Source organism: Yoonia sp. SWMV100 (genome assembly GCF_056108365.1).
In genome coordinates, this window is sequence record NZ_JBWBAQ010000003.1 from 298977 (window position 1) to 325787 (window position 26811).

The 26811-nt window shown below is 57.4% G+C and carries 21 protein-coding genes; 10 read left to right on the forward strand and 11 right to left on the reverse strand.

The genetic code is table 11. From position 1 onward, the window contains the following. Positions 1–71: 71 nt before the first annotated feature. Both ACXJGX_RS06345 and ACXJGX_RS06350 read left to right on the forward strand, forming a co-directional pair. Complete coding sequence (locus ACXJGX_RS06345; protein WP_474780756.1) at positions 72–1154, forward strand: biopolymer transporter ExbB; 1083 nt, start codon at positions 72–74, stop codon at positions 1152–1154. A 3-nt stretch (positions 1155–1157) separates the two neighbouring features. Further along, positions 1158–2864 carry a peptidoglycan -binding protein gene (locus ACXJGX_RS06350; RefSeq protein ID WP_474779775.1) on the forward strand — a complete coding sequence of 569 codons (1707 nt, stop codon included), beginning with the start codon at positions 1158–1160 and terminating at the stop codon, positions 2862–2864. Positions 2865–3051: 187 nt separating this feature from the next. Here the strand turns inward: ACXJGX_RS06350 and clpA are convergent, their stop codons facing one another. Then, positions 3052–5376, reverse strand: a complete 2325-nt coding sequence (gene clpA / locus ACXJGX_RS06355) for an ATP-dependent Clp protease ATP-binding subunit ClpA (RefSeq protein ID WP_474779776.1) — start codon at positions 5374–5376, stop codon at positions 3052–3054. 180 nt (positions 5377–5556) lie between these two features. Continuing rightward, positions 5557–6333, reverse strand: coding sequence for a hydroxyacylglutathione hydrolase (gene gloB, locus ACXJGX_RS06360; protein ID WP_474779778.1), 777 nt, complete (start codon positions 6331–6333; stop codon positions 5557–5559). 62 nt (positions 6334–6395) lie between these two features. Here gloB and ACXJGX_RS06365 point away from each other — a divergent pair, with 62 nt between their 5' ends. Together ACXJGX_RS06365 and ACXJGX_RS06370 are read left to right on the forward strand one after the other, a co-directional pair. Beyond that, positions 6396–7160 carry a class I SAM-dependent methyltransferase gene (locus ACXJGX_RS06365; protein ID WP_474779780.1) on the forward strand — a complete coding sequence of 255 codons (765 nt, stop codon included), beginning with the start codon at positions 6396–6398 and terminating at the stop codon, positions 7158–7160. Positions 7161–7205: 45 nt separating this feature from the next. Continuing rightward, the gene (locus tag ACXJGX_RS06370; protein ID WP_474779781.1) at positions 7206–8309 is read left to right on the forward strand and encodes a THUMP domain-containing class I SAM-dependent RNA methyltransferase; all 1104 of its coding nucleotides are present in this window, start codon (positions 7206–7208) and stop codon (positions 8307–8309) included. Here ACXJGX_RS06370 and ACXJGX_RS06375 read toward each other — a convergent pair. From ACXJGX_RS06375 to ACXJGX_RS06395, 5 genes are all read right to left on the reverse strand, one after another. Further along, positions 8306–8944, reverse strand: a complete 639-nt coding sequence (locus ACXJGX_RS06375; RefSeq protein WP_474779783.1) for an ATP-binding cassette domain-containing protein — start codon at positions 8942–8944, stop codon at positions 8306–8308. The two genes, ACXJGX_RS06370 and ACXJGX_RS06375, sit on opposite strands and share 4 nt — an antisense overlap. Then, the gene (locus tag ACXJGX_RS06380) at positions 8937–10604 is read right to left on the reverse strand and encodes an ABC transporter permease (RefSeq protein WP_474780758.1); all 1668 of its coding nucleotides are present in this window, start codon (positions 10602–10604) and stop codon (positions 8937–8939) included. Before ACXJGX_RS06380 ends, ACXJGX_RS06375 begins: the two co-directional genes overlap by 8 nt. A 67-nt stretch (positions 10605–10671) precedes the next feature. Continuing rightward, positions 10672–11871: an ABC transporter substrate-binding protein gene (locus tag ACXJGX_RS06385; RefSeq protein ID WP_474779785.1), complete on the reverse strand. Its 1200-nt coding sequence runs from the start codon at positions 11869–11871 to the stop codon at positions 10672–10674. Positions 11872–11884: 13 nt separating this feature from the next. Beyond that, positions 11885–12493: a CDP-alcohol phosphatidyltransferase family protein gene (locus ACXJGX_RS06390; RefSeq protein ID WP_474779787.1), complete on the reverse strand. Its 609-nt coding sequence runs from the start codon at positions 12491–12493 to the stop codon at positions 11885–11887. A 93-nt stretch (positions 12494–12586) separates the two neighbouring features. Continuing rightward, a complete protein-coding gene (locus ACXJGX_RS06395) occupies positions 12587–14587 on the reverse strand; it encodes a hydantoinase/oxoprolinase N-terminal domain-containing protein (protein WP_474779789.1) in 2001 nt (666 codons plus the stop codon). A 140-nt stretch (positions 14588–14727) separates the two neighbouring features. Between ACXJGX_RS06395 and ACXJGX_RS06400 the strand changes: the two genes are divergently transcribed. Then, on the forward strand, positions 14728–15339 hold the full coding sequence (locus tag ACXJGX_RS06400) for a class I SAM-dependent methyltransferase (protein ID WP_474779791.1): 612 nt from the start codon (positions 14728–14730) through the stop codon (positions 15337–15339). 372 nt (positions 15340–15711) lie between these two features. Here ACXJGX_RS06400 and ACXJGX_RS06405 read toward each other — a convergent pair whose 3' ends face one another. After that, on the reverse strand, positions 15712–17490 hold the full coding sequence (locus ACXJGX_RS06405) for a hypothetical protein (protein ID WP_474779792.1): 1779 nt from the start codon (positions 17488–17490) through the stop codon (positions 15712–15714). 428 nt (positions 17491–17918) lie between these two features. Between ACXJGX_RS06405 and ACXJGX_RS06410 the strand changes: the two genes are divergently transcribed. The 4 genes from ACXJGX_RS06410 (at position 17919) to ACXJGX_RS06425 (ending at position 22357) form a co-directional block, all read left to right on the forward strand. Beyond that, the gene (locus tag ACXJGX_RS06410; protein WP_474779794.1) at positions 17919–19085 is read left to right on the forward strand and encodes a glycosyltransferase family 2 protein; all 1167 of its coding nucleotides are present in this window, start codon (positions 17919–17921) and stop codon (positions 19083–19085) included. A 42-nt stretch (positions 19086–19127) separates the two neighbouring features. Then, a complete protein-coding gene (locus ACXJGX_RS06415) occupies positions 19128–20402 on the forward strand; it encodes an acetylornithine deacetylase/succinyl-diaminopimelate desuccinylase family protein (RefSeq protein WP_474779796.1) in 1275 nt (424 codons plus the stop codon). A gap of 359 nt (positions 20403–20761) precedes the next feature. After that, on the forward strand, positions 20762–21070 hold the full coding sequence (locus tag ACXJGX_RS06420) for a chaperone modulator CbpM (protein ID WP_474779798.1): 309 nt from the start codon (positions 20762–20764) through the stop codon (positions 21068–21070). A 102-nt stretch (positions 21071–21172) separates the two neighbouring features. Then, a complete protein-coding gene (locus ACXJGX_RS06425; RefSeq protein WP_474779800.1) occupies positions 21173–22357 on the forward strand; it encodes a DUF8173 domain-containing protein in 1185 nt (394 codons plus the stop codon). 12 nt (positions 22358–22369) lie between these two features. On the opposite strand, the gene ACXJGX_RS06430 is transcribed toward ACXJGX_RS06425, so the two are convergent. After that, the gene (locus tag ACXJGX_RS06430) at positions 22370–23902 is read right to left on the reverse strand and encodes a PAS domain S-box protein (RefSeq protein WP_474779802.1); all 1533 of its coding nucleotides are present in this window, start codon (positions 23900–23902) and stop codon (positions 22370–22372) included. Positions 23903–24090: 188 nt separating this feature from the next. Here ACXJGX_RS06430 and ACXJGX_RS06435 point away from each other — a divergent pair, with 188 nt between their 5' ends. Further along, entirely contained in the window at positions 24091–24444 is a 354-nt protein-coding gene (locus tag ACXJGX_RS06435; protein WP_474779803.1) for a phasin family protein, read from the forward strand. A 116-nt stretch (positions 24445–24560) separates the two neighbouring features. Here ACXJGX_RS06435 and ACXJGX_RS06440 read toward each other — a convergent pair whose 3' ends face one another. Together ACXJGX_RS06440 and ACXJGX_RS06445 are read right to left on the reverse strand one after the other, a co-directional pair. Beyond that, positions 24561–24776, reverse strand: coding sequence for a hypothetical protein (locus ACXJGX_RS06440; protein ID WP_474779805.1), 216 nt, complete (start codon positions 24774–24776; stop codon positions 24561–24563). A gap of 105 nt (positions 24777–24881) precedes the next feature. After that, positions 24882–26762 carry a heavy metal translocating P-type ATPase gene (locus ACXJGX_RS06445; protein ID WP_474779807.1) on the reverse strand — a complete coding sequence of 627 codons (1881 nt, stop codon included), beginning with the start codon at positions 26760–26762 and terminating at the stop codon, positions 24882–24884. Positions 26763–26811 lie beyond the last annotated feature (49 nt).

Consider the following 26811-nt stretch of genomic DNA (forward strand, 5'->3'; position numbering starts at 1 on the left):
CTTCTGTGTCAGACAAACGGGAAGCCAAAGCGCAACCGCAATTTTCACAGCCCATCCGGCAGATCATTTTCATGTTGATCGTGCTGGGGTTGGTTGGCGCCGGATTTTATATTGGGCTCAATCAGATTGTCGCGATCTATCGGTCGAATCCCTACCTAAACGGGGTGATTTTAGCTGTGTTTGGGTTGGGTGTGCTATCATGCATCAACCAAGTCTATCTTCTGATGAAATCGGTGCGCTGGATTGAACATTTCGCACGCGATACCGGCGGCCATAACTTTACCAAAGCGCCCTCGCTGCTCGCGCCACTTGCGACGCTTCTGCGTTCGCGCGGCGCACGAACCCAAGTGTCTTCCACCTCTGGGCGGTCGATTTTAGATTCGGTTGCGCAAAGGATCGATGAAGACCGTGAAATCACGCGGTATCTTGGCAACGTCCTGATCTTTCTGGGGCTATTGGGCACGTTTTATGGTCTGGCCACGACCGTGCCAGCGCTGGTTGAGACGATCCGATCGCTGAACCCCGGCGAAGGCGAAAACGGCGCAGACATATTTTCGCGGCTTCAAGCGGGTCTGGAAAGCCAGCTAGGCGGAATGGGTACCGCATTTTCCAGCTCACTCTTGGGACTTGCCGGATCGCTGATCGTGGGCCTGCTCGAACTTTTTGCGGGACATGGTCAAAACCGCTTCTACCGCGAACTTGAAGAATGGTTATCCACCATCACCCGCCTCGGTGCAGATGGCGAAGATGGCGGCACCGCAGATTTTGGGGCGATGAACGCGTTTGTCGAACAACTTGGCGAATTAATGGACACCATCCAAATGATGATGGGTCAGAATGACGCCGACAGAGAAAAGACCGACAGCCGGTTTGCAAGCCTTGCGGCTGCCGTCGAACAGTTGGCCCATACGACAAGATCAAGCAATGCAAACGACATCCTGACACGGGTCGCCGAGGGACAAGATAAACTTATCAAGAAACTTGATGACAGTGGCATGGAGGGCATCGACGCCGAAAGCCGGATGCGTCTGCGGTCGATTGACGTACAACTGTTGCGGATATTGGAAGAAATGGCTGCCGGCCGCCAAGAAAGCATGACAGACCTGCGCGGTGACCTCGCCGCGCTTACCACTGCCATCAGAACAAGAGGCTGATCCATGGCCCTGGGTCGTCGATCATCCAATCGCTTTCACAATGCCATCTGGCCGGGTTTTGTCGATGCGATGACAGGGCTTTTGCTTGTCCTGATGTTCGTCCTGACCATTTTTATGGTGATCCAATTTGTGCTGCGCGAAACGATCACAGGGCAGGAAAATGAACTCAATGTGCTCACCGAAGAAGTGGCGGCACTTGCCAGCACATTGGGTATGGAACAGGGACGCAACGCAACGCTGACGGCAAATTTGGCCGCTGCGAACGCCACTGCAACCCAACAGGCCAACCGGATCGCCAGCCTGATTGCAGATCGCGAGGCGCAGGATCAGGCACTGGCGCGCGCCCGCAACGATATCACCGCATTCGAGGCCCAAGTCGCGGGCCTGCTAGCCGAACGCGATACAGCGCTGGCAAATATTGCCGGTCTGGAGGCGACACAGGCTGATCTGATGTCACAACAAGACGCGCTGAACCTTGCGCTGGCGCAGGCACGCAGTGAAATCGACGCTGGTGCAGAAGCCGCCCGCCTATCCGCCGCACGGCGCGAAGCCTTGGAGGCGCTGGTTGCAGACTTGGAACGTGACGCATCTGAAAAATCAGAACAATTGTCAGCGCTTGAAACCGCACAGCTGGCAGATGCCGCCGCAGCAGAGGCGCTTCGCGAACGGCTGGCAAATGCGGATACAGAACTCACCGCGATGACGCTAAATCTTGAACAGAAACGCCGCGATGCGGAGGAAACGCTGACTTTGCTGGCGGCAGCGCGCGCGGCGCAGGCCGAACTCGATGCGATCCGCAACGGTCTGCGTGATGAAAACGACAGTTTGGCGCAGCAATTGGCCGAAGCACGCGCCGCGCTTACGCAGTTGGAAGGCACCCAAACCCAACAAATGTCGGAATCTGCACGCCAGGCGCAGCTTCTTGCGCTGGCGAACGACGCCTTGGCACAAGAAGAAGCGCTATCCGCCGAAAGCCAACGCCAAGTTGCGCTGCTGAACGAACAGATCGCGGCCATGCGCATTCAGGTTGGCAACCTGCAAAGCCTGCTGAATTTGGCCGAGGATGCCGACCGCGAGGCCCAAGTGCAGATCGAAACGCTCGGCTCACAGCTGAACACCGCCCTTGCGCGCGTCGCATCCGAAGAACGTCAGCGCGCCGCACTGGAAGAAGCAGAACGTATCCGGCTCGAGGCAGAGGCGGCGCGTCTGGCGCAAGAGGCCCAGCGCCTGCAAGCAGAAACGCAAAACCTGGAACAGTTTAAGTCTGATTTTTTTGGTGAACTGCGTAAAATACTCGAGGGGCAAGACCGTGTCCGGATCGAAGGCGACCGTTTTGTCTTTTCGTCTGAGGTTCTATTCGAACCGGGCAGTGCGCGACTGTCTGCCCAAGGCGAATCTGAAATCGCCAATATCGCGGGTATCTTACGCGGCATCGCTGACCGAATTCCCCCGGGTATCGACTGGGTGATCCGGGTCGACGGCCACACCGACAACATTCCCGTGTCAGGTGGCGGTCGCTATGCGGATAACTGGGAACTGAGCCAAGCGCGCGCCCTATCGGTCGTGCGCTTCATGTCGCAGGATTTGGGGATTGCGCCCAATCGTCTTGCCGCCAATGGTTTTGGAGAGTTTCAGCCGATCAATCCCGACGATACGCCCGAGGCGCGTGCGCAAAATCGACGGATCGAACTGAAATTGACCGAACGTTAAATTAAATTAAATGCTGCAAAGCTGTGTCACGACCGCCGCGACGTGATCAAAAAATAATATGGCCGTCTATACGCCGGGATTGCTGATATTTAACCGGCCACCACGACAACAGGTGCCAACGCCACTACGCCCTAAAACGCAAACCCCCGCCGTTTTTTACAACGGCGGGGGTTTATAATCTATCAGCTTACTCCGCCGTCAAAAGTGGCGGTTTGTTTTTACCACCCGCGATCTTGGCTTGCTCAGGCGCCTCATAGGTTAGTTCAAGTTCACCCTTCTTGACGCCGACCTTGACGATTCCACCTTTGACCAGCTTGCCGAACAAAAGTTCCTCGGCCAGCGGTTTTTTGATGTGTTCCTGAATGACGCGGCCCAACGGTCGCGCGCCCATCTTTTCGTCGTAGCCTTTGTCCGCAAGCCATTCGGCCGCACCTTTTTTCAATTCGATATGCACGTTGCGGTCAATCAACTGTGCCTCAAGCTGAAGAACGAATTTTTCCACGACCTGCATGATCACTGGCTTGGGCAGCGCGCCGAAGCTGATGATCGCATCCAAACGGTTGCGGAATTCAGGCGTAAACGTACGTTCAATCGCTGCAGTGTCTTCGCCCGTGCGGGTTTCACGGCCAAAGCCCATCGCGTTTTTCGACATTTCAGCCGCACCCGCGTTCGACGTCATGATGATAATCACGTTGCGGAAATCAGTTGTTCGGCCGTTATGGTCGGTCAGTTTCCCGTGGTCCATCACTTGCAAAAGGATGTTGTACACATCCGGGTGCGCCTTTTCCATTTCGTCCAGCAACAGGACGCAATGTGGATTCTGGTCAACGCCATCGGTCAGCATGCCACCCTGATCAAACCCGACATAGCCAGGCGGTGCGCCGATCAAACGGGAGACCGCGTGTTTTTCCATATATTCGGACATATCAAACCGTAGCAGTTCAACACCCAAGGTATCCGCCAGCTGTTTGGCCACTTCGGTTTTACCGACACCGGTCGGCCCCGCGAACAGATAGTTCCCGATCGGCTTTTCAGGTTCACGTAATCCAGCACGCGCCAATTTGATCGCGGACGACAAAGCCTCGATTGCATGATCCTGTCCGAACACCACGCGCTTGAGCGATTTTTCCAAGTCGCGCAGCACTTCGGCATCGTCCTTGGACACGTTTTTCGGCGGAATGCGCGCGATTTTTGCGACCACTGCCTCGATCTCTTTGGGGCCGATGGTTTTGCGCCGTTTGGATTCAGCCAGCAAATGCTGCGCCGCGCCAGCCTCGTCAATCACATCAATCGCCTTATCAGGCAGTTTACGGTCGTTGATATAGCGTGCGGACAGCTCTACTGCGGTTTTGATCGCCTCGGCAGTGTATTTGATGTGGTGATGCTCTTCGAAATAGGGCTTGAGGCCCTGCAAAATCTTGATCGAATCTGGCACCGAAGGTTCGTTGACATCAATTTTCTGGAACCTGCGCGACAGCGCACGGTCCTTCTCAAAGTGTTGACGGAACTCTTTATAAGTTGTTGATCCCATGCAACGCAGCTTGCCACCCTGCAAGGCTGGTTTCAGCAGGTTGGACGCGTCCATTGCGCCACCTGACGTCGCACCGGCCCCAATCACGGTGTGGATTTCATCAATGAACAAGACGGCGTCCTTGTGATTTTCCATTTCGGTCATCACAGCCTTCAGGCGTTCTTCGAAATCGCCGCGATAGCGGGTGCCGGCCAAAAGCGCCCCCATATCAAGCGAATAGATCGTTGCACCGGCCAGAACCTCTGGCACGTCGTGGTTGACGATCTTAAACGCCAAACCTTCGGCAATCGCTGTTTTCCCCACACCGGGGTCACCAACAAGCAGAGGGTTGTTTTTGCGGCGGCGGCAAAGAACCTGAATACAGCGCTCTACCTCATTGGCGCGACCGATCAGCGGATCAACGTCGCCTTTGGATGCTTTGGCGTTCAGGTCAACGCAGTATTTAGCAAGCGCGCTTTCCTTCTTTTCGCCTTCTTCAGCGGAATGGGGTTCGGAATCATCGGGCGTCCCGCTCACTGGGCGGGTTTCGCCAAACGCAGGGTCTTTTGCTACGCCATGCGCAATAAAATTCACGGCGTCATATCGGGTCATATCCTGTTCTTGCAGGAAGTACGCCGCATTGCTTTCACGTTCGGCAAAGATCGCAACAAGCACGTTTGCGCCGGTAACTTCGTTCCGGCCAGACGATTGGACATGAATAGCTGCGCGCTGAATCACGCGTTGAAACGCCGCTGTTGGCACCGCTTCGGACCCTTCGACGTCCGTGATCAGGGTCGACAGGTCATCGTCGATAAAGTCTTCCAGATCTTTGCGCAGTTCATCCAGGCTAACGGAACATGCCTGCATGACACGGGCGGCGTCCGGTTCGTCGATCAACGAAAGCAAAAGGTGTTCTAGCGTGGCAAGTTCATGTTTGCGCGCGTTCGCAAGGGCCAACGCGCCGTGGATGGCCTGCTCTAGTGTGTTCGAGAATGATGGCACTTGGTGTGCTCCTTCATATCGGGGGTCAGCGCGTGCCGGGCACATTCTGACCGTGGCCTCTTATCCTTAAGGTTTGGTTTTATTGCGGAACCTTCAAGGACTATTTTGTATTTTTACTTCACAAAGACTGTGAAGATGCGGATTTGTATTATTTTCTGGCGTTTCAGCGCCAAGCGAACGTCAGAACCTGTCTTTACGACCGCGGATTTCGGCAAATACTTCGGCATCAGTCATGTTTTCCATGTCCAAAACCGTCTTAAGGGTGGGATCATCGGCGCGCAAAAAAGGGTTCGTCCGCTTTTCGTCGCCCAGCACCGAAGGCACAGTTGGCAATTTGGCGTGACGCGCCGCTCTGATATCTTCAACACGAGAGATAAGCGCGGCGTTCTCAGGATCAAGGGCCAGCGCGAAGCGCGCATTCGATTCTGTGTATTCGTGCCCCGAACAGACCAAGGTTTCGTCAGGCAAAGCCCGCAATTTTTGCATGCTGCCCCACATCTGCGCAGGCGTCCCCTCGAACAAGCGCCCGCAACCCAATGCCATCAAGCTGTCAGCGGTAAATAAATATCCAGCATCGGGCATATGAAATGCAATATGACCAACTGTATGCCCTGAAACGTCAAAGATGTGCGTCAGCGCACCACATACCGTGATCGAATCCCCCTCGGTCACAGCCAAGTCCAACGGCGGCAGTCGGTGCGCATCAGCCGCAGCGCCGATCACCCGCGCAGCCCCCCGCAGGTCCGCGACGCCATCAATATGATCATTGTGATGGTGGGTCAGCAAAAGATCGGTCAGCACCCACCCACGCGCGTCCAGTGCGGCCTGAATCGGCGCGGCCTCGGGCGCATCAATCAGGGCCGTTTCACCCGTTTGCGCGTTATGAACCAGGAACGCGTAATTATCCGACAAACAAGGGACGGTAACCAATTCAAGAGCGGGCGGTGTGTTTGTCATGGCAATATGGCTTTCTGTTGCTATGTTCAAACGTAGTCTTTGCCGAAGGAACTGCAACCGCAATGCATCTAGATGTGTTGGATCTGCGCCAATTCTACTATCGCAGTGCGCTTGGGCGGGCGGCCCAAAAGGTGATCCGCAATGAATTGACCCAGATCTGGCCCGAGGCAAAGGGCCAGATGGTTGCAGGCTTCGGATTCGCTGTGCCTTTGCTGCGTCCCTACCTTGGCGATGCACGGCGGGTCATCGGGTTGATGCCCGGTCCGCAAGGGGTCATGCCGTGGCCACCCGGCGAAAAAAACGTAAGTGTCCTGTGCGAAGATACTCTGTGGCCGATCGAGACGGGCCATATCGATAAACTGGTCGTGATGCATGGCCTTGAAACCACGGAACAGCCGACCGCCCTGCTGGAAGAAATCTGGCGTGTGCTTGGTCCCGGCGGGCGCGCGGTGTTCATCGTGCCGAACCGCGCAGGGTTATGGTCACGGTCGGATCAGACGCCATTCGGATTTGGTCGCCCCTATTCGCTTGGGCAGCTTGAATCACAATTGCGCAAGCACCGCTTTGTCACGGAACGAACCCTCTCAACACTCTATCAACCGCCCTCGGCGGGGCGTATTTGGCGAAAATCGGCAGGGTTAATCGAACGGGTGGGGCATGCGATGCCGCTCATTGCGGCAGGCGGCATTCTCATGGTCGAGGTAAGCAAACAACTGGCAGCGAAAACACCAACCGGGCTATCGGAAACGGTCAAACGGCCATTGCGGGTGCTCGAAGGCATGGCCAAACCCGCGCCAAACCCCGAAGTCGCACGGCAGCAAATCTAGTTTGAAACCTTGCACGCACGTGTGTTTTCTGGTCATGCATGCCAAATGGACCAATTTGAAATCTATATGACCGCCACCCCCGGATTTGAACACGCGCTACTTGCCGAGGCGCTGGAAAACGGTTTCGCGAATGCGCAAGTTAGCCAAGGTGGGGTGACCATCATGGGAGGCTGGCCGGATGTCTGGCGCGCAAACCTGACCATGCGCGGGGCGACGCGGGTTTTGGCGCGGGTGGGGTCATTTATGGCGTTCCATTTAGCGCAGCTTGATAAACGCGCGCGTAAATTCCCTTGGGGCGATATTTTAGACCCTAAATGGCCTGTTAGGGTCGAAGTTAGCACAAACAAGCTATCGAAGATCTACCATGCTGGTGCCGCGACCCAGCGGTTTGAAACGGCACTGCACGAAAGTCACGGCATGGTGATCAGCCCCGACGCCGCCATCGTGATCAAAGTGCGCATCGACGATAACCGCGTGACGATCAGTCTCGATACATCGGGCGAAAGCCTGCACAAGCGCGGCCACAAAGAGGCCGTGAACAAAGCACCGATGCGCGAAACCCTCGCTGCGCTATTTCTGCGCGAATGCGGATACACGGGCAAAGAGCCTGTATTAGACCCGATGTGTGGCTCTGGCACCTTCCCGATCGAGGCCGCGGAAATTGCCTTGGGCCTTTACCCCGGTCGCACGCGGCACTTTGCGTTTGAACATTTTTCCAGCTTTGATCCTGCTGCATGGGATGAGATGCGCAAGCAGACATCCAAAACGACCGAGCAGCGTTTTTTTGGCAGCGACCGCGACGCCGGCGCAATCCGGATGAGCCACGCAAATGCGGCCCGTGCCGGGGTGAACCCGTTCATCACGTTCGAGAATAGCGCGATTTCAGACCTGAAACGCCCAGACGGCCCGCCCGGCCTGATCATCTGCAACCCGCCCTATGGCGGCAGAATCGGCAACCCGAAATTGCTTTTTGGTCTTTATGCGAGCCTTGGGCAGACGTTAAAGGCAAACTTTGGCGGCTGGCGCGTCGGCATCATCACCAGCGACGCGGGCCTTGCGAAATCCACCGGATTGCCATTCAAACCCAAAGGCGCGCCCGTCCCCCATGGTGGGCTCAAGGTTTGGCTTTTCCAAACTGGCCCGCTTTAACGCGCCGCAAGGGTGATAATATCACCGCCCGCTGCGGCGGCATCTTCGGCATCATGGGTCACCAAGAGCACCGGTAGACCGCGCGCTTTGGCACGTGCAAAAACCAAATCACGCACTTGCGCCCGCAAGGCCGCATCAAGCCGTGAAAAAGGTTCGTCCAGCAACAGCGCGCAAGGGTCGGACAACAACATCCGCATCAACGCGACACGCGCCTTCTGCCCGCCTGACAGGGTCGCGGGATCGCGGTCTGCGAAATCGTCCATATTTACCTCTGCCAATGCTTCGGCGACCTTGGCCTGACGCGCCACAGCGGTGCCGCCCCTGGCCAATCCAAACGCCAAATTTGCGCCAACAGACAGGTGGGGAAACAACAAATCGTCTTGGAATAATATGCCAACGCGCCGTTGGTGCGGCGCAGCATGGGTGATGTCACGCCCATCTAACCACACACTGCCCCGCGCACTAAAATCGCGGGCAAGGGTGCCTGTAACAAAGGCAAGCAGTGTCGATTTCCCAACGCCGGACGGCCCCATGATGGTCAGAACCTGCCCCGGCTGCACGTGATGAGACACCGCCAAAAGCTGATGCTGCCCCTTGAAAATTTCGATATCGCGTAGGACCAGACCGTCACGCATGGCTTAGACCCTTTCTGTTGCGCCACACAAAGGCGGGGATAAAAAGAGCAAGCGTAAAGGGGATCAACGCAGCCCCGGTTTGCATCAACCCGTAAACTCCAATCGCGCGGCGATCACCCCCCGATGACAGCGCCACCGCCTCTGTCGTCAGGGTCGTGACCCGGCCACCGCCGATTAACAAAGTCGCAAGATATTGACCGACCGACACGGCAATCCCCACAGCCAAAGCTGTCAGGATAGGCCGCAGCAGCATCGGCAGCCGCACGCGCCACAGAACCGCATCCGGCCCGGCGCCCAGCGCGGACGCAATCGTGCCCATGCGTGCGTCCCATGCGCGAAAAGGATCAGAAAGCGACAAAAAAACATAGGGCAGCACAAACACAAGATGCACCAGCATCACCGGAAAACGCCCCATATCCGCGCCAACCCCCAACATGAGCGTCTGCAACCCCGGTAAGAATGCGGTCTGCGGGATCAGCAAAGGCAGATACAGCAACCAGACCCCGCGCTGTGTCACGCGACGTCCATGGCGGTACTCGGCCTCAAGACAACCGATCGTCAGGACAAGCGCGGACAAGCCGACCACAAAAGCGATTACAGCGGTTTCGGTTAACGCATCCCAAGTACCGGGGCCATGCCGGACCCAATTGCGCAGGGTCAGGGTGTCTGGAAGGGCATCGGGAAACCCCCAAAAGCCCGCAAACGACCAAACCGCCAACACGCATATCCCCAAAAGGACGGCAATCGCCGAAGCGCCGCCCACAAAAAGGGATGAATAGGCAAGGATAGGGTCACATTTTCCGCGTCCCCCTGCGGCGATACAGCGTCGCCCCAGCCAGGCAACCACGTTTTCGCCCAACCACCAGATCAGCAACGCACCAATCACCAACCCCAACTGCACCAGCGCCCCGGCCGCCGCCAGCAAACGCATCGCAAGGTCCGGATCAGACATCCATTTTACAATCTGCACTGACAGGGTCGGCGGTGTATTCGGCCCCAAAATCACAGCGACATCCACCACGGACATCGCGTATGCCAGCACAACATAAACCGGCGGTCTGATTTGTGCATAGACCTGCGGAAACACCGTTTTCAGCCAGCCAGTCAGGCGACGATACCCCAAGGCCTGCGCGATTTTCAGGCTGCTATGCGCTTGGGCCTGCCCCAAAGCCGCAAGCGCGATCAGCATCAGGAACGGCAGTTCCTTCATAATCATGCCAGCGGTCATCGTCAGACCCCAACTGTCCTGCACGATCAGCAGATCAAGCGGTCGGTCCCAGCCTGTCGCCCAAGGCGACAGTAGCCGCGCCAGCCAGCCTGACGGCGCAATCAAAAACGCTAACCCAAAGGCCGCAGCGGCGTGCGGTACCGACAGCAGCGGTGAAAGCAACCGTTCGAGGACGCGAAACGGGCGGGTGCCTGACCAGCCCGCCAGCAAAAGCATCACAATGCTCAGCGAAATCAATGTCGCAGCGAACCCTGTCGTGACCGACAAAAGCGCCGCACGCGGCAAGCCCGGCCAGTCGAACAGCGCCCGAAATGGGTCCAGTGATGGGCCGCACAGCCCGGCGGCGGGCAAATGCCCAAAGGCAGGCAGCACGGTCCCCCATAGCCCTGCCATCACTGGGCCAAGCATCACAAACAGCGTCAGCGCGGGCATGACAGGTAGAAAGCGGCGGCGCACTATTTATCCCCTTGCGGGTATGACTGCCGCGCCGCCTGCATATTTACTGCGAAACACCGTAACGCGTGACCCAATCGTCGGCGATACGGGTCATCCAGCTTGGATGCGGTTCGGCTTGGACCGTTCCCAGTTCGGCAGGGGACAACGTCGCCACACCCAGTTCCAGCGCATCAAACAAGGCGCGGTCATCTTCAGTCAGCGCATCCATGTTCAACACGGTCCCATAGCCAAGGATCGCTGGATCTTGGGCGCGCGCTTGGGCTTCGGGGGACATCAAGAAATTCGCAACAACCATAGCACCCGCTTTAGACCCCGAATTATAAGGTACGGCGACAAACGACGCGTTGCCGATCGTGCCTTTGTCCAAAACAAAGGTCCGTACTGTGTCGGGAAGTTCATCGTTGGCAATCGCCGTGGACGCCGCACCGGGGCTGAACGAAATCGATAGATCCAATTCACCATCTGCAATCAGCGGGAACATCGCGGTGCCAGTCGCGGGATAGGCACGACCTTCACGCCACAGATTGGGCGTCAGCGCGTCCAGATAGGCCCAAAGCGGCGCGGTCACTGTGTCATAATTTTCGTCCGTCGCAGGGGCACCCAATACCGACGGATCCTCCAAAACATCGACCAAAACCTGTTTCAAAAATGTCGTACCCAGAAAATCTGGTGGCTGCGGATAGCTAAAGCGGCCGGGGTTCGCCTGCGCCCAGTCCTGTAGGGCCTGCATCGACCCTAGCCGGTCGGGCATGGTTGCCGTGTTGTGTACGAAAACGACTTGCGCCATCGCCCATGGGCTCTCGAAGCCGTCAACTGGAACCGTAAAGTCGGTTTGCACAGTCTTGCCTGCGACATCAACCAACGCCCAATTCGGTAGTTGTTCAGCATATGGACCAAACAGAAGGTTGGCGTCTTTCATCGCTGCAAAGTTTGATCCGTTAATCCAGATCATATCGATCGCGCCGTCATCGTTTTCACCGGCTTGCTTTTCAGACAGCACGCGGGTCACCGCATCGGCTGTATCGGTCAGTTTCACATGTTCCAGTGTGACGCCGTAGTCATCCAAAACGCGGTCTGCGACCCAAGCGATAAAATCGTTGGTCGTGGTCGATCCGCCCCAAGCGTTCCAATAGACAGTTTGGCCCGCGGCCTCGGCCAGAACCGCATCCCAATCGCCCGGATCAACATCGGCGATTGCGGGCAGAGGTGCCAAAAGCGCGGCCATAACAGCAAGGTGTTTCATGCAAAGTGGTCCTTTATTGTGTGTAGATTTGTTTGGCAGCGTAAAGCCGCAAGGTTCCTGTCGCGAAACAGAGTGCGCCAAAGACCCATGACAAGGGGGCAAATGCGGTTGGGAACAGACACAGCAGGACAAAGAACACGATTGTTTCAGTCCCTTCAAGGATCCCGTTAGAGTAATAAAGCGACTTTTGCCCCTGCGCGTCCGTCTGATGCCCGTGTTTTTCGGCCAAAATGGCGTAGCCAAGGAAGCTGGCGCCATTGAAATAGAATGATGCAAGCAAAAACGCCCCAGCCGCCCCGTTTGTCACAGGCGACATCCAGACAAACGCCATCGGAATTGCCCCGTAAAACAAAAAATCAACGGTGATATCGAGATAACCGCCAAAGTCGGTCTTGCGGGTCGCGCGGGCCACAGCACCATCAAGCCCATCCGCAATCCGGCTGGCCAACAGTGGGACCAGCGCAAGTCCCGGCGCGCCCAATGCGATCACGCCGGCGGCGACAAGCCCCAGCGCCATCCCGATCAACGTCACACGGTCCGCCGTCACACCACGTACAGCAAGCATCCGACCCAATCGGTTCAGCGGTGGATCAATCAATTGGCGTGCATATCGGTCGAGCATGTCTTCCCCCAAAGTAGCAGGGTTGTCGCTGATCTGGTCAAACGACGCAATCTGCCTGACAACAAAGTGAGAAAATCGCGCAGATTTGACACATTAACCGGCGGCAATGCGTGGCCGTCCAGAGGCGGTAACGCGCAAGGTCGCCTCGATAAACATCTGCTGGCCGACGATTTCGGCCTGTTTGATATCACGCAAAACAGACACCTGCGGGGTCTCAACACCTGCTGCCAGCGCCTTTTCCATGGCCGCTGCTGTCAGCGCCGTTTCAAGCATTGCAAGCCCAGCTTCTTGCCCCGCACATTGCTGCGGACCATCGGGCAGATGCGCGGTAAACACGCCTGCCCCATCGCTGGACAACGTTCCTGTCACCTGCATTTGTACTTGTCCGACCACCGCACCAATTGCATTTGCCACGTCAGCGTGTTCCGGCAAAATCATTCTTGCGCCCAACCGTTCACCCACAGCGCCATAATAGGCAGCGGCAGACGCCCCAAGCCCGATAACAGGCACCCCCAACCGCATTTGAATTTGGACCACCCCGCTATGATGCGCGAGCCCCGCCTGCGTCAACACATGATGCGCCAGCACCGTGGGCTCACCGTCGAACCCGTCCTCGGCGAACGCGGCCTGTAGCAGGCAGTCGACCGTCTGCGCGGTCAATTGGTCAACGATCATTCGGGCGATATCCGATGCAGAGGTCGCAATACGCTGGCCCGCGCCAGTGCGCCGCCGCGCAAACAAGGCCAGCGCTTTTTCGGAGGCCGCCTTGTCCCAACTGTCTGACAGCCCCAGAACATGGGCGGCATCCGACGGGGTAACCCCCGCCATCATCACAAAACCACGGTTAATCAAACGCCCCATCGCAGGGGTTTCCGTGCGGTTTTGCACGGCATGTCCTAGCCGCAGCGCGCCATCCGCCAGCCGCCCCGCAACCACGGCTTCGCGCGGATCCAGGCCTTCAGGGAACGTGGCCCACAAAGGGATTGCAAACTGCCCGCCGTCTGCTGCAGGCACGTCATGTGCCAACGCACGGTCAAGTGCATCATGGATCAGCGCCGGGAATTGCAGCGCCGCCAGCGAAAGTGGCATCAACCGCCGCGGACCTAATCGCAATCCGCCCTGAAGTCCCTCGACCACATGAACTTCGCTATCTCCGCCTAGACCGGTCGTCCGCATCGCGACGGCCTCGACCATTGTCCGAAAGGGGCCAACGCGTGCGCCCTGCGGATCGATCTGCGGGCGGCCATCGCGCAGCAGGCAAACATCTGTTGTTGTCCCGCCAATATCGCTGACGAGCGCGTCGTTTTCGCCGCTTAGCCAACGTGCGCCCGCGACCGATGCGGCCGGGCCGCTTAGGATTGTTTCAATCGGTTTGTCGCGGGCAACCGCCGCTGAAATCAACGCACCATCACCACGCACGACCATCAACCGCGCAGTGATCCCGCGCTTTTGCAGATGGTCTTCACATGCAGTAATCAAACCGTCAATCATCCCAATCAGCCGCGCGTTCAACACCGCTGTAAGGGCACGCTTTGGGCCACCCAGCGCTTGCGATAATTCGTGCGAACATGTGACCGGCTTTGCAGTCAGATCGCGGATCACATCACGTGCAGCGATTTCGTGCGCAGCATTCCGGGTTGCGAAACGCGCGGCGACGGCAAACCCCGTTACGCCCGCATCCAGCGTCGATAACGCGTCCCGCAACCCCTGCAAATCAAGCAGCCCCGCCTGCGTTCCGGCATGGTCATGCCCACCCGCAAGTACGATCAACGGATCATCACCCAAGGCCCCTGAGAGCCCCGCACGCTGCAAATCGGCGGCATCAAACCCGATCGCAACCAGCGCGACACGGCCACCCTGCCCTTCGACCAACGCATTGGTCGCCAGCGTCGTTGATAACGAAACCATCGTTACTTCGCGCCCCGCGATATTTGCTTTCTGTAGCGCGGCATCGATCGCGGCACCCACACCCGGCGCCAAATCCGGCCGCGTGGTCAATGCCTTGGCGGAGGCCACAACTTTATCGGTCGCCTCATCCAAAACAACCGCGTCAGTATAGGTGCCACCCGTATCCACGCCCAAAAGATATGCCATCAGTCTCGCTCGCTCAAAAACTGTCAGCAGATAGCGACCTGTCCGCAACAAAGGCAACGTTAAACTGTACCGACACTTTACCTTGGTTGGTCGTTCGGTCAGTGTTCGAAAAGTATATTTTGCCAAAAGGGCCTCGAGTAATGCTAACCAAATCCATCGGTCGTGTGCACGAAAAATTGGTTTTCAACCGCCGCGTTCGGGTGCTGGTCGACGGCATAGGGGCATTACTCCCCGTTGAATCAAGCATGTTGGATGTTGGCACCGGGAATGGTGAGATCGCAAAGCTGATCGGCGAACGCCAAAAAGGAACACAGGTGCAGGGCATTGATATCATGCTCCGTGAGACAACACATATTCCTGTCACTCTTTTTGACGGCACGACAATTCCGCTCGAAGACAACAGCGTCGATGTCGTCACCTTTGTCGATGTGTTGCACCATACGAACGACCCGCAAATTTTGATCTCGGAAGCGGCGCGCGTTGCACGCAAAGCAGTCATCATCAAAGACCATCTTAGCGAAAACGTAATAGACCACCTTACCCTGCGTCTGATGGATTGGGTCGGAAACGCCCCGCATGGGGTTGTCTTGCCATACAACTATGTCCCGCGGCGCGATTGGGATCGGTGGTTTTCAAACGCCGGTCTAGAGACTGATACGTTCAGTACAAATGTGCCGTTGTATGCGGCACCTGCAAAATACATTTTTGGCCGCAAACTGCACTTTATTGCCCGGCTGACGCCGACGGCTTGAAAATCATAAGACGTGCAATCAAATACGTGCCCACAGCAGCACCCCCCGAAACTGCAATAAAGATCAGCGTATCGACCCAAACGGTTTTGGTTGCGAAGTAACCGCTTAAGGTGGAAACAAATAGCAGGCTTCCAACTTGGGTTAGTATGTATAGCGGCATCGCGACCTTAGCAGATTTTGTGCTGCGAAATGCAAAACGGCGTTGGGCGAAAAACGCCATGGGAATGCACACCGCGTATACAGCCGCACTTGTCCAAAATGGTGGCGTACCTGCCACGCCAATGAAAATTGCCGTTATGACGGAATAGAATAGCCCAAAAGCGCCGCCAACGGCCAAAAACCGAAAAAACCCCTTGAATTGCGATGATGTACTCATTCGCGCAGCACTTCAAACAGGACCTGACTTTCGCTCGAGACGGGTACGCGGCGAAGCCAATCCGCCTGCCCGCCACCGGCCAGGTCCGTTACAAAATCGCTGTCGTACTGCATACCCATACACAATAGGATATGCGTTGCCGTGGTTTCCTTGACATAGTCTTCGAATGCGGGACCTTCCAACCTGAAGGGGACAAAGCCGTTGTTGAAGGCCGCGGCACTGCGGTGATACGGTGCAGACAGAACACTATGGTGGGTCGAAACCAATACTGCGGGCCCATAGTTAATGTGATTCAGAATAACCCCCGCGGGCACCTCATTCAAAGTCACCAAAGACTCGTAGCTTTCACAGGCCTGGGTGACTTCTTCATTCACCATTGTTTCGCCTAGTAGGAGTGGCGCAATACCTTGCGCAACAAGCATCGGCGAAATGATCAACGTCGCCGCGGTCAGTGCCAGTGCACCTTGCACAAGATCGCGCGTCTTTAGATATTTGACCGTCAGGGTCGCAATAACATACCCACCAATCATTGGCACAACCGATGCGGCCATAATCACTGTGCGCATCTGAACGAAGAGCATGCCGATGCAAAACACGCAGATCAGCAACAATTGTAGTAACGCAGGTGCATTTTTATCAGTAAAGCGTGTTTGGACAAATTGCGCCAACCCCAGAAAAAAGGCCGCGAATACAGGCAAAGCAAAGACGAATGCCGTGGCAGGTTTAGCCATTGCATAAACGATGCCGGGTTTCGCCTCTGTAATACTTGTTTTGATCGTCCGCTGGACGTCATCCGGAAGATCGCCGTACGGGCCATCAATGCAATTTGCAAGCAGTGGCCAAGCAAGCACCAAACCGACAGCTGTTGCACCAGCAGCCACAGCGATAAACGCGCCGGGGCGCGACGTCCGCGCGCCCAAAGCAATCGGCAAGATGCATGCCGCCACTGCAATGGCGATCAAACTTAACACCGGCGTCCCAAGCTGATCGCACATCGGCGCAAACCGGGCGTCAGGAGCTGTCTGCCCCAACCATAATAAAATGCTCCCACCCGCTAACGCGGCACAAAACATTCCCAGAAACTGCCGCGCGTTATCATTTGGCGTGAACGGCGTCCGAACCAGAATAATCAGGCCGACAACCACAATGTACAGCAGGCTTTCCAGCCCGATCGCCAACGAGAACGCCGCAGCCAACCCGCCGACGATGCCAGCCGCTGTCGGTCGCGTCGGCCAGACCACGGCAAAAGCCATCAGGATCATCATCAAAAGTTGGACGTTGTGATGGTCCAGGTTACCAACGCGCGAATGTAAATCAGCAGTCAGGGGCCAAATCACAAAACAAAGCATGCTGAAACACGCCGCCATTGTGCCAAAAACACGGCGTGTACCGAAACCGATGACAAGGATCGAAAGCACAAGAATAACAGTAGGATAAATTGCCACTGCCAGTTGCTCGGCGGTGTCCATCGGTACAAAATATGACAACGGAACGATGATGGCCGCGATTGCCGCATCAATGTAGCGCGACCAGTGTATCGAAACGCCTTCCGGCGGATTTAGTCGGTATTGCACGACGTCAAACCAGCCCTGCCCGGCCAGCCAATCGCGTACTGTCAGCAAACGCATGAGGTCATCGTTGCCCATGCGTACAAAATTTTCCTGCATGCCAAAACCCATCGTGACGGCTTTACCCACCGCAAGGATCAACACGCCTATCGTCACAAGCAAAAACGCGTTGTCGCGCAGGACACGCAAAATGGGAGCATCATTCATGAGCAAAGGTTCCCTATCATCCCGGTGGGGATCTTGACGTCACATTTCGAAAAGGGCGTGAACGACGCCCGAGCATTTGGCGCGGCGCACATAAGCGCCGCCTCGCCATGCGCACGACCAGTGGCAACGCCTATGCGGCATGTGCTTGCGGGGTAAAACGTCATACAAGTTGCGCCGGTCACCTTAACAAGCGTTTCCACCGCCGCCTCCTTCACTGTGAATAGACATGTTCATTTTGCGCCTATCGATCATGTCGCATATCTTTGTCCAAATCTGTTGCACATAATAAACCGAGAGCCTAGCGCACCTTCCAATAGCTGTTGCACAAAGGTCGCAACTTCGTCACTGTACTGCAAACGGCGGCCCGAATTGTGCCCCAATGTCAGCATATCGACATTCAGAATAACAAGTGATCAGAGCAATAAGTCATGACCGAATTAACAATCCTGATGCCCTGCCTGAACGAGGCAGAGACGCTTGAAATTTGCATCGTCAAGGCGTTTGACTACCTCAAACGGTCAGGTGTCGATGGCGAAGTGTTGATCGCCGACAACGGGTCAACCGATGGCAGCCAAGACATCGCAAAGCGTCTAGGCGCGCGCGTCGTCGACGTTCCTGTCAAAGGGTATGGGGCAGCGTTGATCGCCGGGATCGATGATGCACGTGGAAAATTCGTGATCATGGGAGACAGCGACGATTCCTATGACTTTTCTAACCTCGATCCATTTGTCGATGCGTTGCGCGCAGGATCTGATCTGGTCATGGGGAACCGCTTTGCAGGGGGGATCGCAAAGAATGCGATGCCGCCCTTGCACCGATATCTAGGCAATCCCGTCCTTTCAACGGTTGGTCGCGTCTTTTATCGCACCCCGGTCAAAGATTTCCACTGCGGTTTACGCGGGTTTTCGCGCGATGCCATTCAAGGATTGCATCTGGACACGCCGGGCATGGAATTCGCGTCCGAGATGGTGATCAAAGCCACGCTCACTGGCCTGAAAATCACCGAAGTCCCCACGACCTTGAAGCCCGATGGCAGGTCGCGCCCGCCGCATCTGCGCAGCTGGCGCGATGGCTGGCTTCACCTCAAACTGCTGCTGACATTCGCGCCCTACTGGTTGTTCTATTACCCCGGTTTGGTGCTATTTGGGGTCGGCGCGGTTAGCTTTGCGGCGCTGATGTTCGGACCAGTCACCATTGGCGCCCTCAACTTTGATGTCGCAGCGCTCATTTTGGCCAGCGCGCTGGTTTTGACCGGATTTCAAATGGTGTGCTTCCACATTTTGGCGCGCATTTTTACGGTAAGGTTCAATTTACTACCCGTCACCAAACGGTTCACCCGGCTGCGGACGCGGATCAGCGTCGACAACGCCTGTATCGCGGGCGGCGTGCTACTGACCATTGCATTTGTCGCGACCATGACGGCGATTTTCAAATGGGGCGGTGCAGGATTCGGCGATATGGATGCCAGTGTGATCACCCGCCCTGCGGCTTTGGCGGTGGTGTGTGCGTCGCTTGGTGTGCAAGTGATCACAACCGGATTTCTGGCACACCTGCTACAGCAAAAAATCACAGGGTTTTCAGACAACAAAGCCTAACACAGGCTTGCGGCATCACGGGGTTTCGCCAATAGTTGGCGCATGACCGAACAAAGCCCCCTGATGCATGCAATCACACGCCGCCGCGACGACCTGATCGCGTTGACCCAAGATCTGATCCGCATTCCCACCCTGAACCCGCCGGGCGACAATTACCGCGAGATTTGCGAATACCTTGATAAGCGGCTGCGCGCATCGGGTTTCGAAACCCAGTTGGTGCGCGCCTTTGGCACACCCGGCGACAGCGAAAAATATCCGCGTTGGAATATTGTCGCCCGCCGGGACGGTGGCAAAACCGGGGAATGTGTACATTTCAACAGCCACACAGATGTCGTCGAGGTCGGCAAAGGCTGGACCCATGATCCGTTTGGCGGTGAGCTGCAGGATGGAAAAATTTATGGGCGAGGGGCGTGCGACATGAAAGGCGGGCTTGCCACATCCATCATCGCCGCCGAGGCGTTTTTGGAAATTCACCCGGATTTCGCCGGCGCGATTGAAATTTCAGGCACAGCCGACGAAGAATCCGGCGGCTATGGCGGCGTGGCCTATCTGGCTGAACAGGGTTTCTTCCAGGACGTCCAGCATGTCATTATCCCTGAACCCCTGAACAAAGATCGGGTTTGTCTTGGGCATCGCGGCGGCTGGTGGGCCGAGATCGAAACCTTTGGTGAAATTGCCCATGGGTCCATGCCGTTTTTGGGTGATTGCGCCGTGCGGCACATGGGGGCTGTGCTGTCAGAGTTCGAAGACAAACTTTACCCCGCCATGGCCGCGCGTCACACCGACATGCCCGTTGTGCCCGATGGCGCGCGGTCGTCCACAATGAACATCAATTCGATACACGGCGGTCAGGCGGAACAATCGGCTGATTTCACCGGCCTGCCGGCGCATTGTGTGCCTGACAGCTGCCGGATCGTCATCGACCGGCGGTTTCTGGTCGAAGAAAACATCGACGACGTCCGCGGCGAAGTGACCGCCTTGCTCGAAGGGCTGAAAGCCAACCGCGATAAATTCGACTACGACCTGCGTGAAATCAATGTGGTGCTGCCCAGCATGACAGACCGCAACGCACCCGTCGTGCAGGTCATCGCCGCGCAAATCGAAAACGTGCTGGGAAAACCCGCCGCATTCGTCGCGTCGCCGGGCACATACGACCAGAAACATATCGACCGGATCGGCAAGCTGAAAAATTGCATCGCTTACGGGCCGGGCATCCTCGAACTCGCCCATAAACCCGACGAATACATCGGCGTTGATGATATGATCGATAGCGCAAAGGTTATGGCAGGGGCATTGCAAAGTATCTTGCTGAAATAGCCCGGACCTTGCGTGCCGATATGAGATAGCGAAATTAAGGCAGCGGCGGGATCTGAACATCGCGTTGATGTCATGGTGGGCCGCGATAGCCCCTCATGCGCGGCATCTCAGCTCGTATCTTCATGACAAGACGCTCGTCGCGCCAAGGTGCGGTAAAAAATTGGCGCTGCCGATTGAGGTTAGTCAATCACGCCCCGCCACACACATGCCAAACTTGATTCAACGCAGCGCGAGACGACACCGTGACTGACACAGCCCGTTTTCCACCGCCTGGCGGGGCGGGGCGGGGCGTGATTGCGACTAGCCGCGCGCCACCGCAAAGCGCATCACCTCACGCCTAAAACCCGGAGTATAACGCTATGAAAAAAGCAACCCCTCGCGCCGACATCACAGAGACACTGTCGCTGTCCGAACTGACGGTGTTTTGCGACACTTCCGCAGATTGGGTGGTGACATTGGTCGAACAAGGCGTCGTCACGCCTGTTGTCCGCCAAGCACCCGAATGGCAATTTTCACCACCCGATATCGCCCGCGCCCGCAAAGCGGCGCGTCTGATGCGCGATCTGGGGTTGAACGTGGCGGGCGTGGCCCTCGTCTTGGACCTGATGAAAGAACGCGACGCGCTGGCGCGCAAACTGGCAGCCCTTGGCGGGACGTTTGCGGGATGACACCGGCAGTGCGCAGCAGTGACGCGCGGTTTGACATTGCTCAATTGCGTCGTGGCCCGACGCATTAGGAAGGACCGTGAAAACGGATCAAAGGATCATGACATGCGACTTTTTCTGGCAACATCCATTGTCAGTCTGGCCCTCGCAGGGCAGGCACAGGCCCAAGATTTCAGCCGCGTCCATGGCGGCGACGTCTACACCGCCGGCGAAGCCGTGACACAGAACCTGTCCGCGGCAGGCGATGTTTTCGCCGCAGGGAGTGTGGTTACAACCTCGGGCAGCGCTGCGGGCGATCTGCTTGCCGCGGGCTATGACGTGAGCATCACCACTAACACCGACGGTGATCTTTATGCTGTGGGCAGCGCTGTAACGATCGGCGGGCCTGTGGGCGAAGACATCACCGCAGCCGGTTTCAGCGTCCGCAGCACCGCAGCAGCGCCGGTCGCAGGAAATTTACGATTTTTCGGCCGCAGCCTGACGATCGAGGGGCCGATTTCCGGGGCGCTGACAGCATTTGGTGGCACAGTGTACCTGAACGCCGCCGTATCGGGGGATGCATGGATCGTGGCCGAAAAAGTGACCTATGGACCGACCGCGCGCATTGACGGGACGTTGATCTTGTCCACCAAAGACGGTGCGCCGGTGCCCGATCGCGTGATCCCAGCCGCACGGATCACCGTCGAAGACTGGGACGCGCACGCGATGTACCGCGAATTCGATCGCAGTTGGAAGGCGGTGGATATGCCGATGCTTCCCATGTGGATGTCGCTGTTTTCGGCGTTCTTGGTCTCGGCGGTGTTTTTGTTGCTGCTGGCCGCGATTTTCCTGACGTTCGCAGAAAAAAGCGTCGAAAAAATGCGCCGGCGTATGATCCGGCAGCCGTTGCAGACCTTCCTTTTGGGGGTGTTCGGACTATCGGCGCTGTTTGGCATGGTGCCGATCACAGCGCTGACCATCGTCGGTATTCCTTTTGTACCGTTTGCGTTGCTGGCGATCCTTGTGGCGTGGACTTTGGGCTATCTGCTGGCTGCTTATACCGTCGCAAGGCGCGTGTTACTGGCCTTTGGCGCGCCCGAAAACCCATCGTTGCTGATAAATTTGGTCACGGTCGCAGTCGCGCTTTGTGTGATTGCCATTCTCAACTTTATCCCGTTTGTGGGCTGGATCGTGAACTATACGCTGGTGTTGCTGGGCGTCGGTGCGATGACGGCAGGGTTTTTGTCAATCTGGATCACCGACCCTGATCCTGCGGTCGCACTGGATATGCAAACCCCTGTTACGGACTAGCGACAAGCAGCATCAGCGGGCGTCGAACAAGACCGCAAACGCCTGCGCCAGATCCGACTGCCGATAGGGTTTGCGCAAGATCTGGTAACAGGTATCGGTGTTGCAGCGGCCAAGGGTGTCTTCGGCATAACCCGACGTCAGCAATATCCGCGTGTCGGGGTAGCTGGCCCCGACCAACCGCGCCAACCCTAACCCATCCAACGCGCCGGGCATCACCAGATCTGTAAACACAGCGTCAATCTTGTTGGCCTCCTGTTGCAAGATGTCCGCCGCGACATCACCGCGTGCGGCTTCGCGTATGTCGTAACCTAATGCTCTCAGGCGAACCCCTGTCAGCTTGCGCAGCTGCGGGTCATCTTCGACGACAAGCACCGTTTTGTGGCAGGCGGATTTGCGCGCCGCTGTTTGCCGCACGGCAGGCTTTTGGGGTGCAGCCATCGCGACCGTGGGAAAATAAAGCGCGACGGTCGTACCCAAGCCGACCTTGCTGTACACCGCAACATGGCCGCCACATTGCCGCATAAACCCGTCAACCATCGCCAACCCCAGCCCGGTGCCTTGCCCGGCGGGTTTGGTGGTAAAAAACGGTTCAAACACCTGCGGCAGGGTTTCGGCCCCGATGCCGTGGCCTGTATCCGTGACGCAGACGCGCACATATGCGCCGCGACCTACGTGAAGTTGCTGCGCGATGTAATCATCACCAACAACGATTGCGTCGGACCGGATGATCAGCTTGCCCCCATCGGGCATCGCATCACGCGCATTCAGCGCGATATTGATCAGCGCTGATTGCAGTTGCGTCGCGTCCCCCAAAACAGCAGGCAACGCATCAGTAAGATCTTCTTGAATCTCAAAGTGTGGATCAAATGTGCGCTTGATCATTGTCAGGGCTGAATGGCAGGCCATGTTGACGTCGATGGGATGGGAATGCGGCGTGGTCTTGCCGCCCAAGGCGCCCAGACCGGCCGTCAACTCGGCGCCCAATGCTGCGGCTTGCAGGGCGTCTGCAACGATTTCCTGACTTTCGGTGTCTTTGATGCGCCCCTCAAGCAGCTCTAGGTTCCCGATCACCACTGTCAGAATGTTGTTAAAATCATGGCTGATCCCACCCGTCATCTGTCCGATTGCGTCCAGGCGGGCAGCGCGCGCCAATGCTTCCTCTGCGGCAACGCGGCGACTGATGTCGTGCATGATGACCACAAAATGGGTTTCATCCATGTGTCTGGCATGACCAACCGACAGATGAAGCGGAAACACGCGGCCATCGCGCCGCATCCCGTCCACGGTGCGCCCTTGTTCGTGGCCGTGCAGCGCGCCGCTGCTAAGATCGCAGTGCAAAAACCCGTCATGCGGTGCGGCGGTGGCGGTTGGCATCAGCATATGTATGCTTTGGCCTGCCAGATCGGCGTGGGCGAAACCGAATAGCGCGGCGGTCGCTTTGTTGGCGCGCGTGATGATGCCTTTAGCATTGGTTACCAAAACGGCATCCGGCATCGCATCCAGCATGGCCATTAACAGCACCCCATCAAGCGTCTGATCCGTCATTACAGTTGTCATGATCTGGCTGCTTCCCTGTCGAAATTCCTTGACCAGCCGCGTCGTGTGCGACCCGACCACCTGTCATTTCCCCCTTTCAATCGACGATCTTGAATGCGCAGGCGTTGATGGTCGTCAATCACGGTGCTGTGCCTGCTGTTAAAACAACGCATGAAACACAAAAAAGAGGGCACGACATGGCGACCACAAAGACAGACCCACCCACGCGCGACGGCCCGGCCGCGCACGATCCAACCTTTGCCGATGAATTCGAGGACGCAGGTCTTGGCACGCTACGCTGGGTCTGCGCGGTTTGGCTTGACGCAATGGCGGACATGAACACCGAAGTCGTGAATTTTGTCGCAAAGCGCATCAAGGAAGATGTGAAAACACAGCGTGAATTGCTGCATTGCACATCCCTTGAGGACGTCCAGCACGCACAACTGACGTATCTGAACACTGCCTATCACCACTACACCGACGAGACCGGCAAGCTGGTCAAAATGGGCCTTGACCTGCTGCCACCCTCTGCCAAAAGCACCCCGCTTTAGCCGGGGCGGTCAGCCGCGCAATGACTGACTATGATCGTTCGGTTGCGGCAATTATGTAATCACGCAACCGCACGCCGGAATGCATTGGGCATCGCTTCACATCACGGATCATCATCTCACTGATAATGGTTTTGCGCGACGTTCACGATATGCGCAGCGCGCACGATCTCAAGCGTGATTTTGTTGTCGGATTGACGCAGTACAATTTCCAACCGGAGCGGCGCTGTATTTTTTGCGCACGCCTGTTTCACACCCGGTGTGGCATCGCTTTTGCACAGTCTTTGCAATATCTCAAAACTGGACAGCTTTGGTGTGCGGGGTTTGGCAGGCATGGCGACGCTCCGGGACATTGTCAGTTGCGCAATGATCGCACAGAACGCCGTATGCCGGATTGTCGGGCATCAATGACAGGCGCAGCGACTGCGCGCTTTGTCAGATCACATCGGGGTGTTTTTTTCAGGCGCGGTCAGGATCGCGTCCTCGCGCCGCCCGACACGCAGCGCACGCAACGCGTTCGCGATCACGGCGACATCGATCGCCTCTTGCAGCAATGCGCCCTGCACCGGCGTAAGATACCCGAAAGCAGCCGCAATCATACCAAGCACAGACAACCCGATCCCGGCCATCACGCTTTCGACAGCGATCCGCCGCGCCGCGCGCGCGATTTCGACGCCTTGGCCAAGGCGGTCGATCCTGTCCACAAGCAACACCACATCAGCGGCTTCGGCCGACGCGGCGGCGCCCCTTGCGCCCATCGCAACACCCACATCCGCGGCGGCCAGCGCAGGGGCGTCGTTCACGCCATCGCCCACCATCATGACGGGGCCGTTTTTACGTTCGCTGAGCACCAAAAGAACCTTCTGGTCCGGCGTTAACCCCGCCCGCAGCCCGTCTAGCCCCAGCCCTTGGGTCACCCGTTCGGCCACATCCGCGCGGTCGCCAGTGGCAAGCAGGATGCGCCCGATCCCTTGTTTGCGTAAACGGGCAAGCATGGGGCCGGCGTCGGCACGCAACGGGTCGGACATCACCAGATGCCCGGCGAAACGGCCATCCACCGCAACAGCCACAAGCACGGAACCCGCACATGTGACGGTTTTATTCTGCGCAGGCCGCCCGACGCGCGACGCGACGAAACCGTCGCCACCGACGATGACGCGGCGCCCGTCAGCTTTGCCCACGACACCTTCGCCGGGAAATTCCGTCACGTCGGTCGGCGCTTGCAGCGACAGGCCCCGCGCCTTTGCGGCGGTGACGACAGCCTGCGCGACCGGATGCTGCGACGCCTGATCAACCGTCGCGGCAAGGCGCAAAATATCGTCGGCGGGTATGCCAGTGGCGCTTTCGATAGATACGATCTGGGGTCGTCCATCCGTCAACGTGCCTGTTTTATCAAGGATCAGCGTGTGAATATGCGCCATCCGTTCAAGGGGGCCCGCACCTTTGATCAACACACCAAAATGCGCCGCACGTGACAGCCCGGCAACCAGCGCCACAGGCACCGCAATAATCAGCGGACAGGGCGTTGCAACCACCAGCACGGCGACCGCGCGGATCGGATCGCCCGTAAACCACCACGCGGCAAATGCGATCGTCGACGTCACCGCCAGAAAACCCAAAGACCAGCGATCTGCCAGCCGCGACATCGGGGCCTTGGACCGCTGCGCCGCTTTCACCAACCGGACAATCCCGGCGTATGTGCTTTCTTTGGCAAGGCGGGTTGCGGTCAGGTCAAAGGCCGCGCCTGCGTTGGTGGATCCGCTCAGGGCATCTGCCCCGCGTGCCACACGCACCGGAAGCGATTCTCCGGTCAGCGCCGAGGTATCAAGAAATGCGGTGTCAGACGCCACGGTTCCATCCACCGGAACCACGTCGCCCTGCCGGATCAGCAGCCTGTCACCAAGACCGATCGCGTCAAGGCCGATAACCTCAAGACCGCCGTTTTGATAGCGGGTCGCCTGCCGTGGCACCCGCGATAGCAGATCGTGCATCTCGCGTTGGGCGCGACCTTCCGCAAAGCTTTCAAGGAAGGTGCCGCCGGAATACATCACCGCGATGACGGCTGCCGCAAGGGTTTCCCCGAAAACAAGCGCGCCACCCATTGCCAATGCCGCCGCAATATCCAGACCGATTTCGCCGCGTCTGATGCCTTGCAGAATTTCCGTTATCAACGCAGCAAGCGCCGGAATGACCGCAGCGACCCAGAAGAAACGCGCGCTGTCAGATCTGCCCGACACAAGCAACACAACACCGGTAACAAGACAGCCCAGAGCGCAAAACAGTACTGTCGCCTTTAACCTACCCGCGCTTTTCGGCATCATGCGCGCCCGTCCCCTGCGGATTTCCCGGGACCGGTCCGGGTTTCGTGAT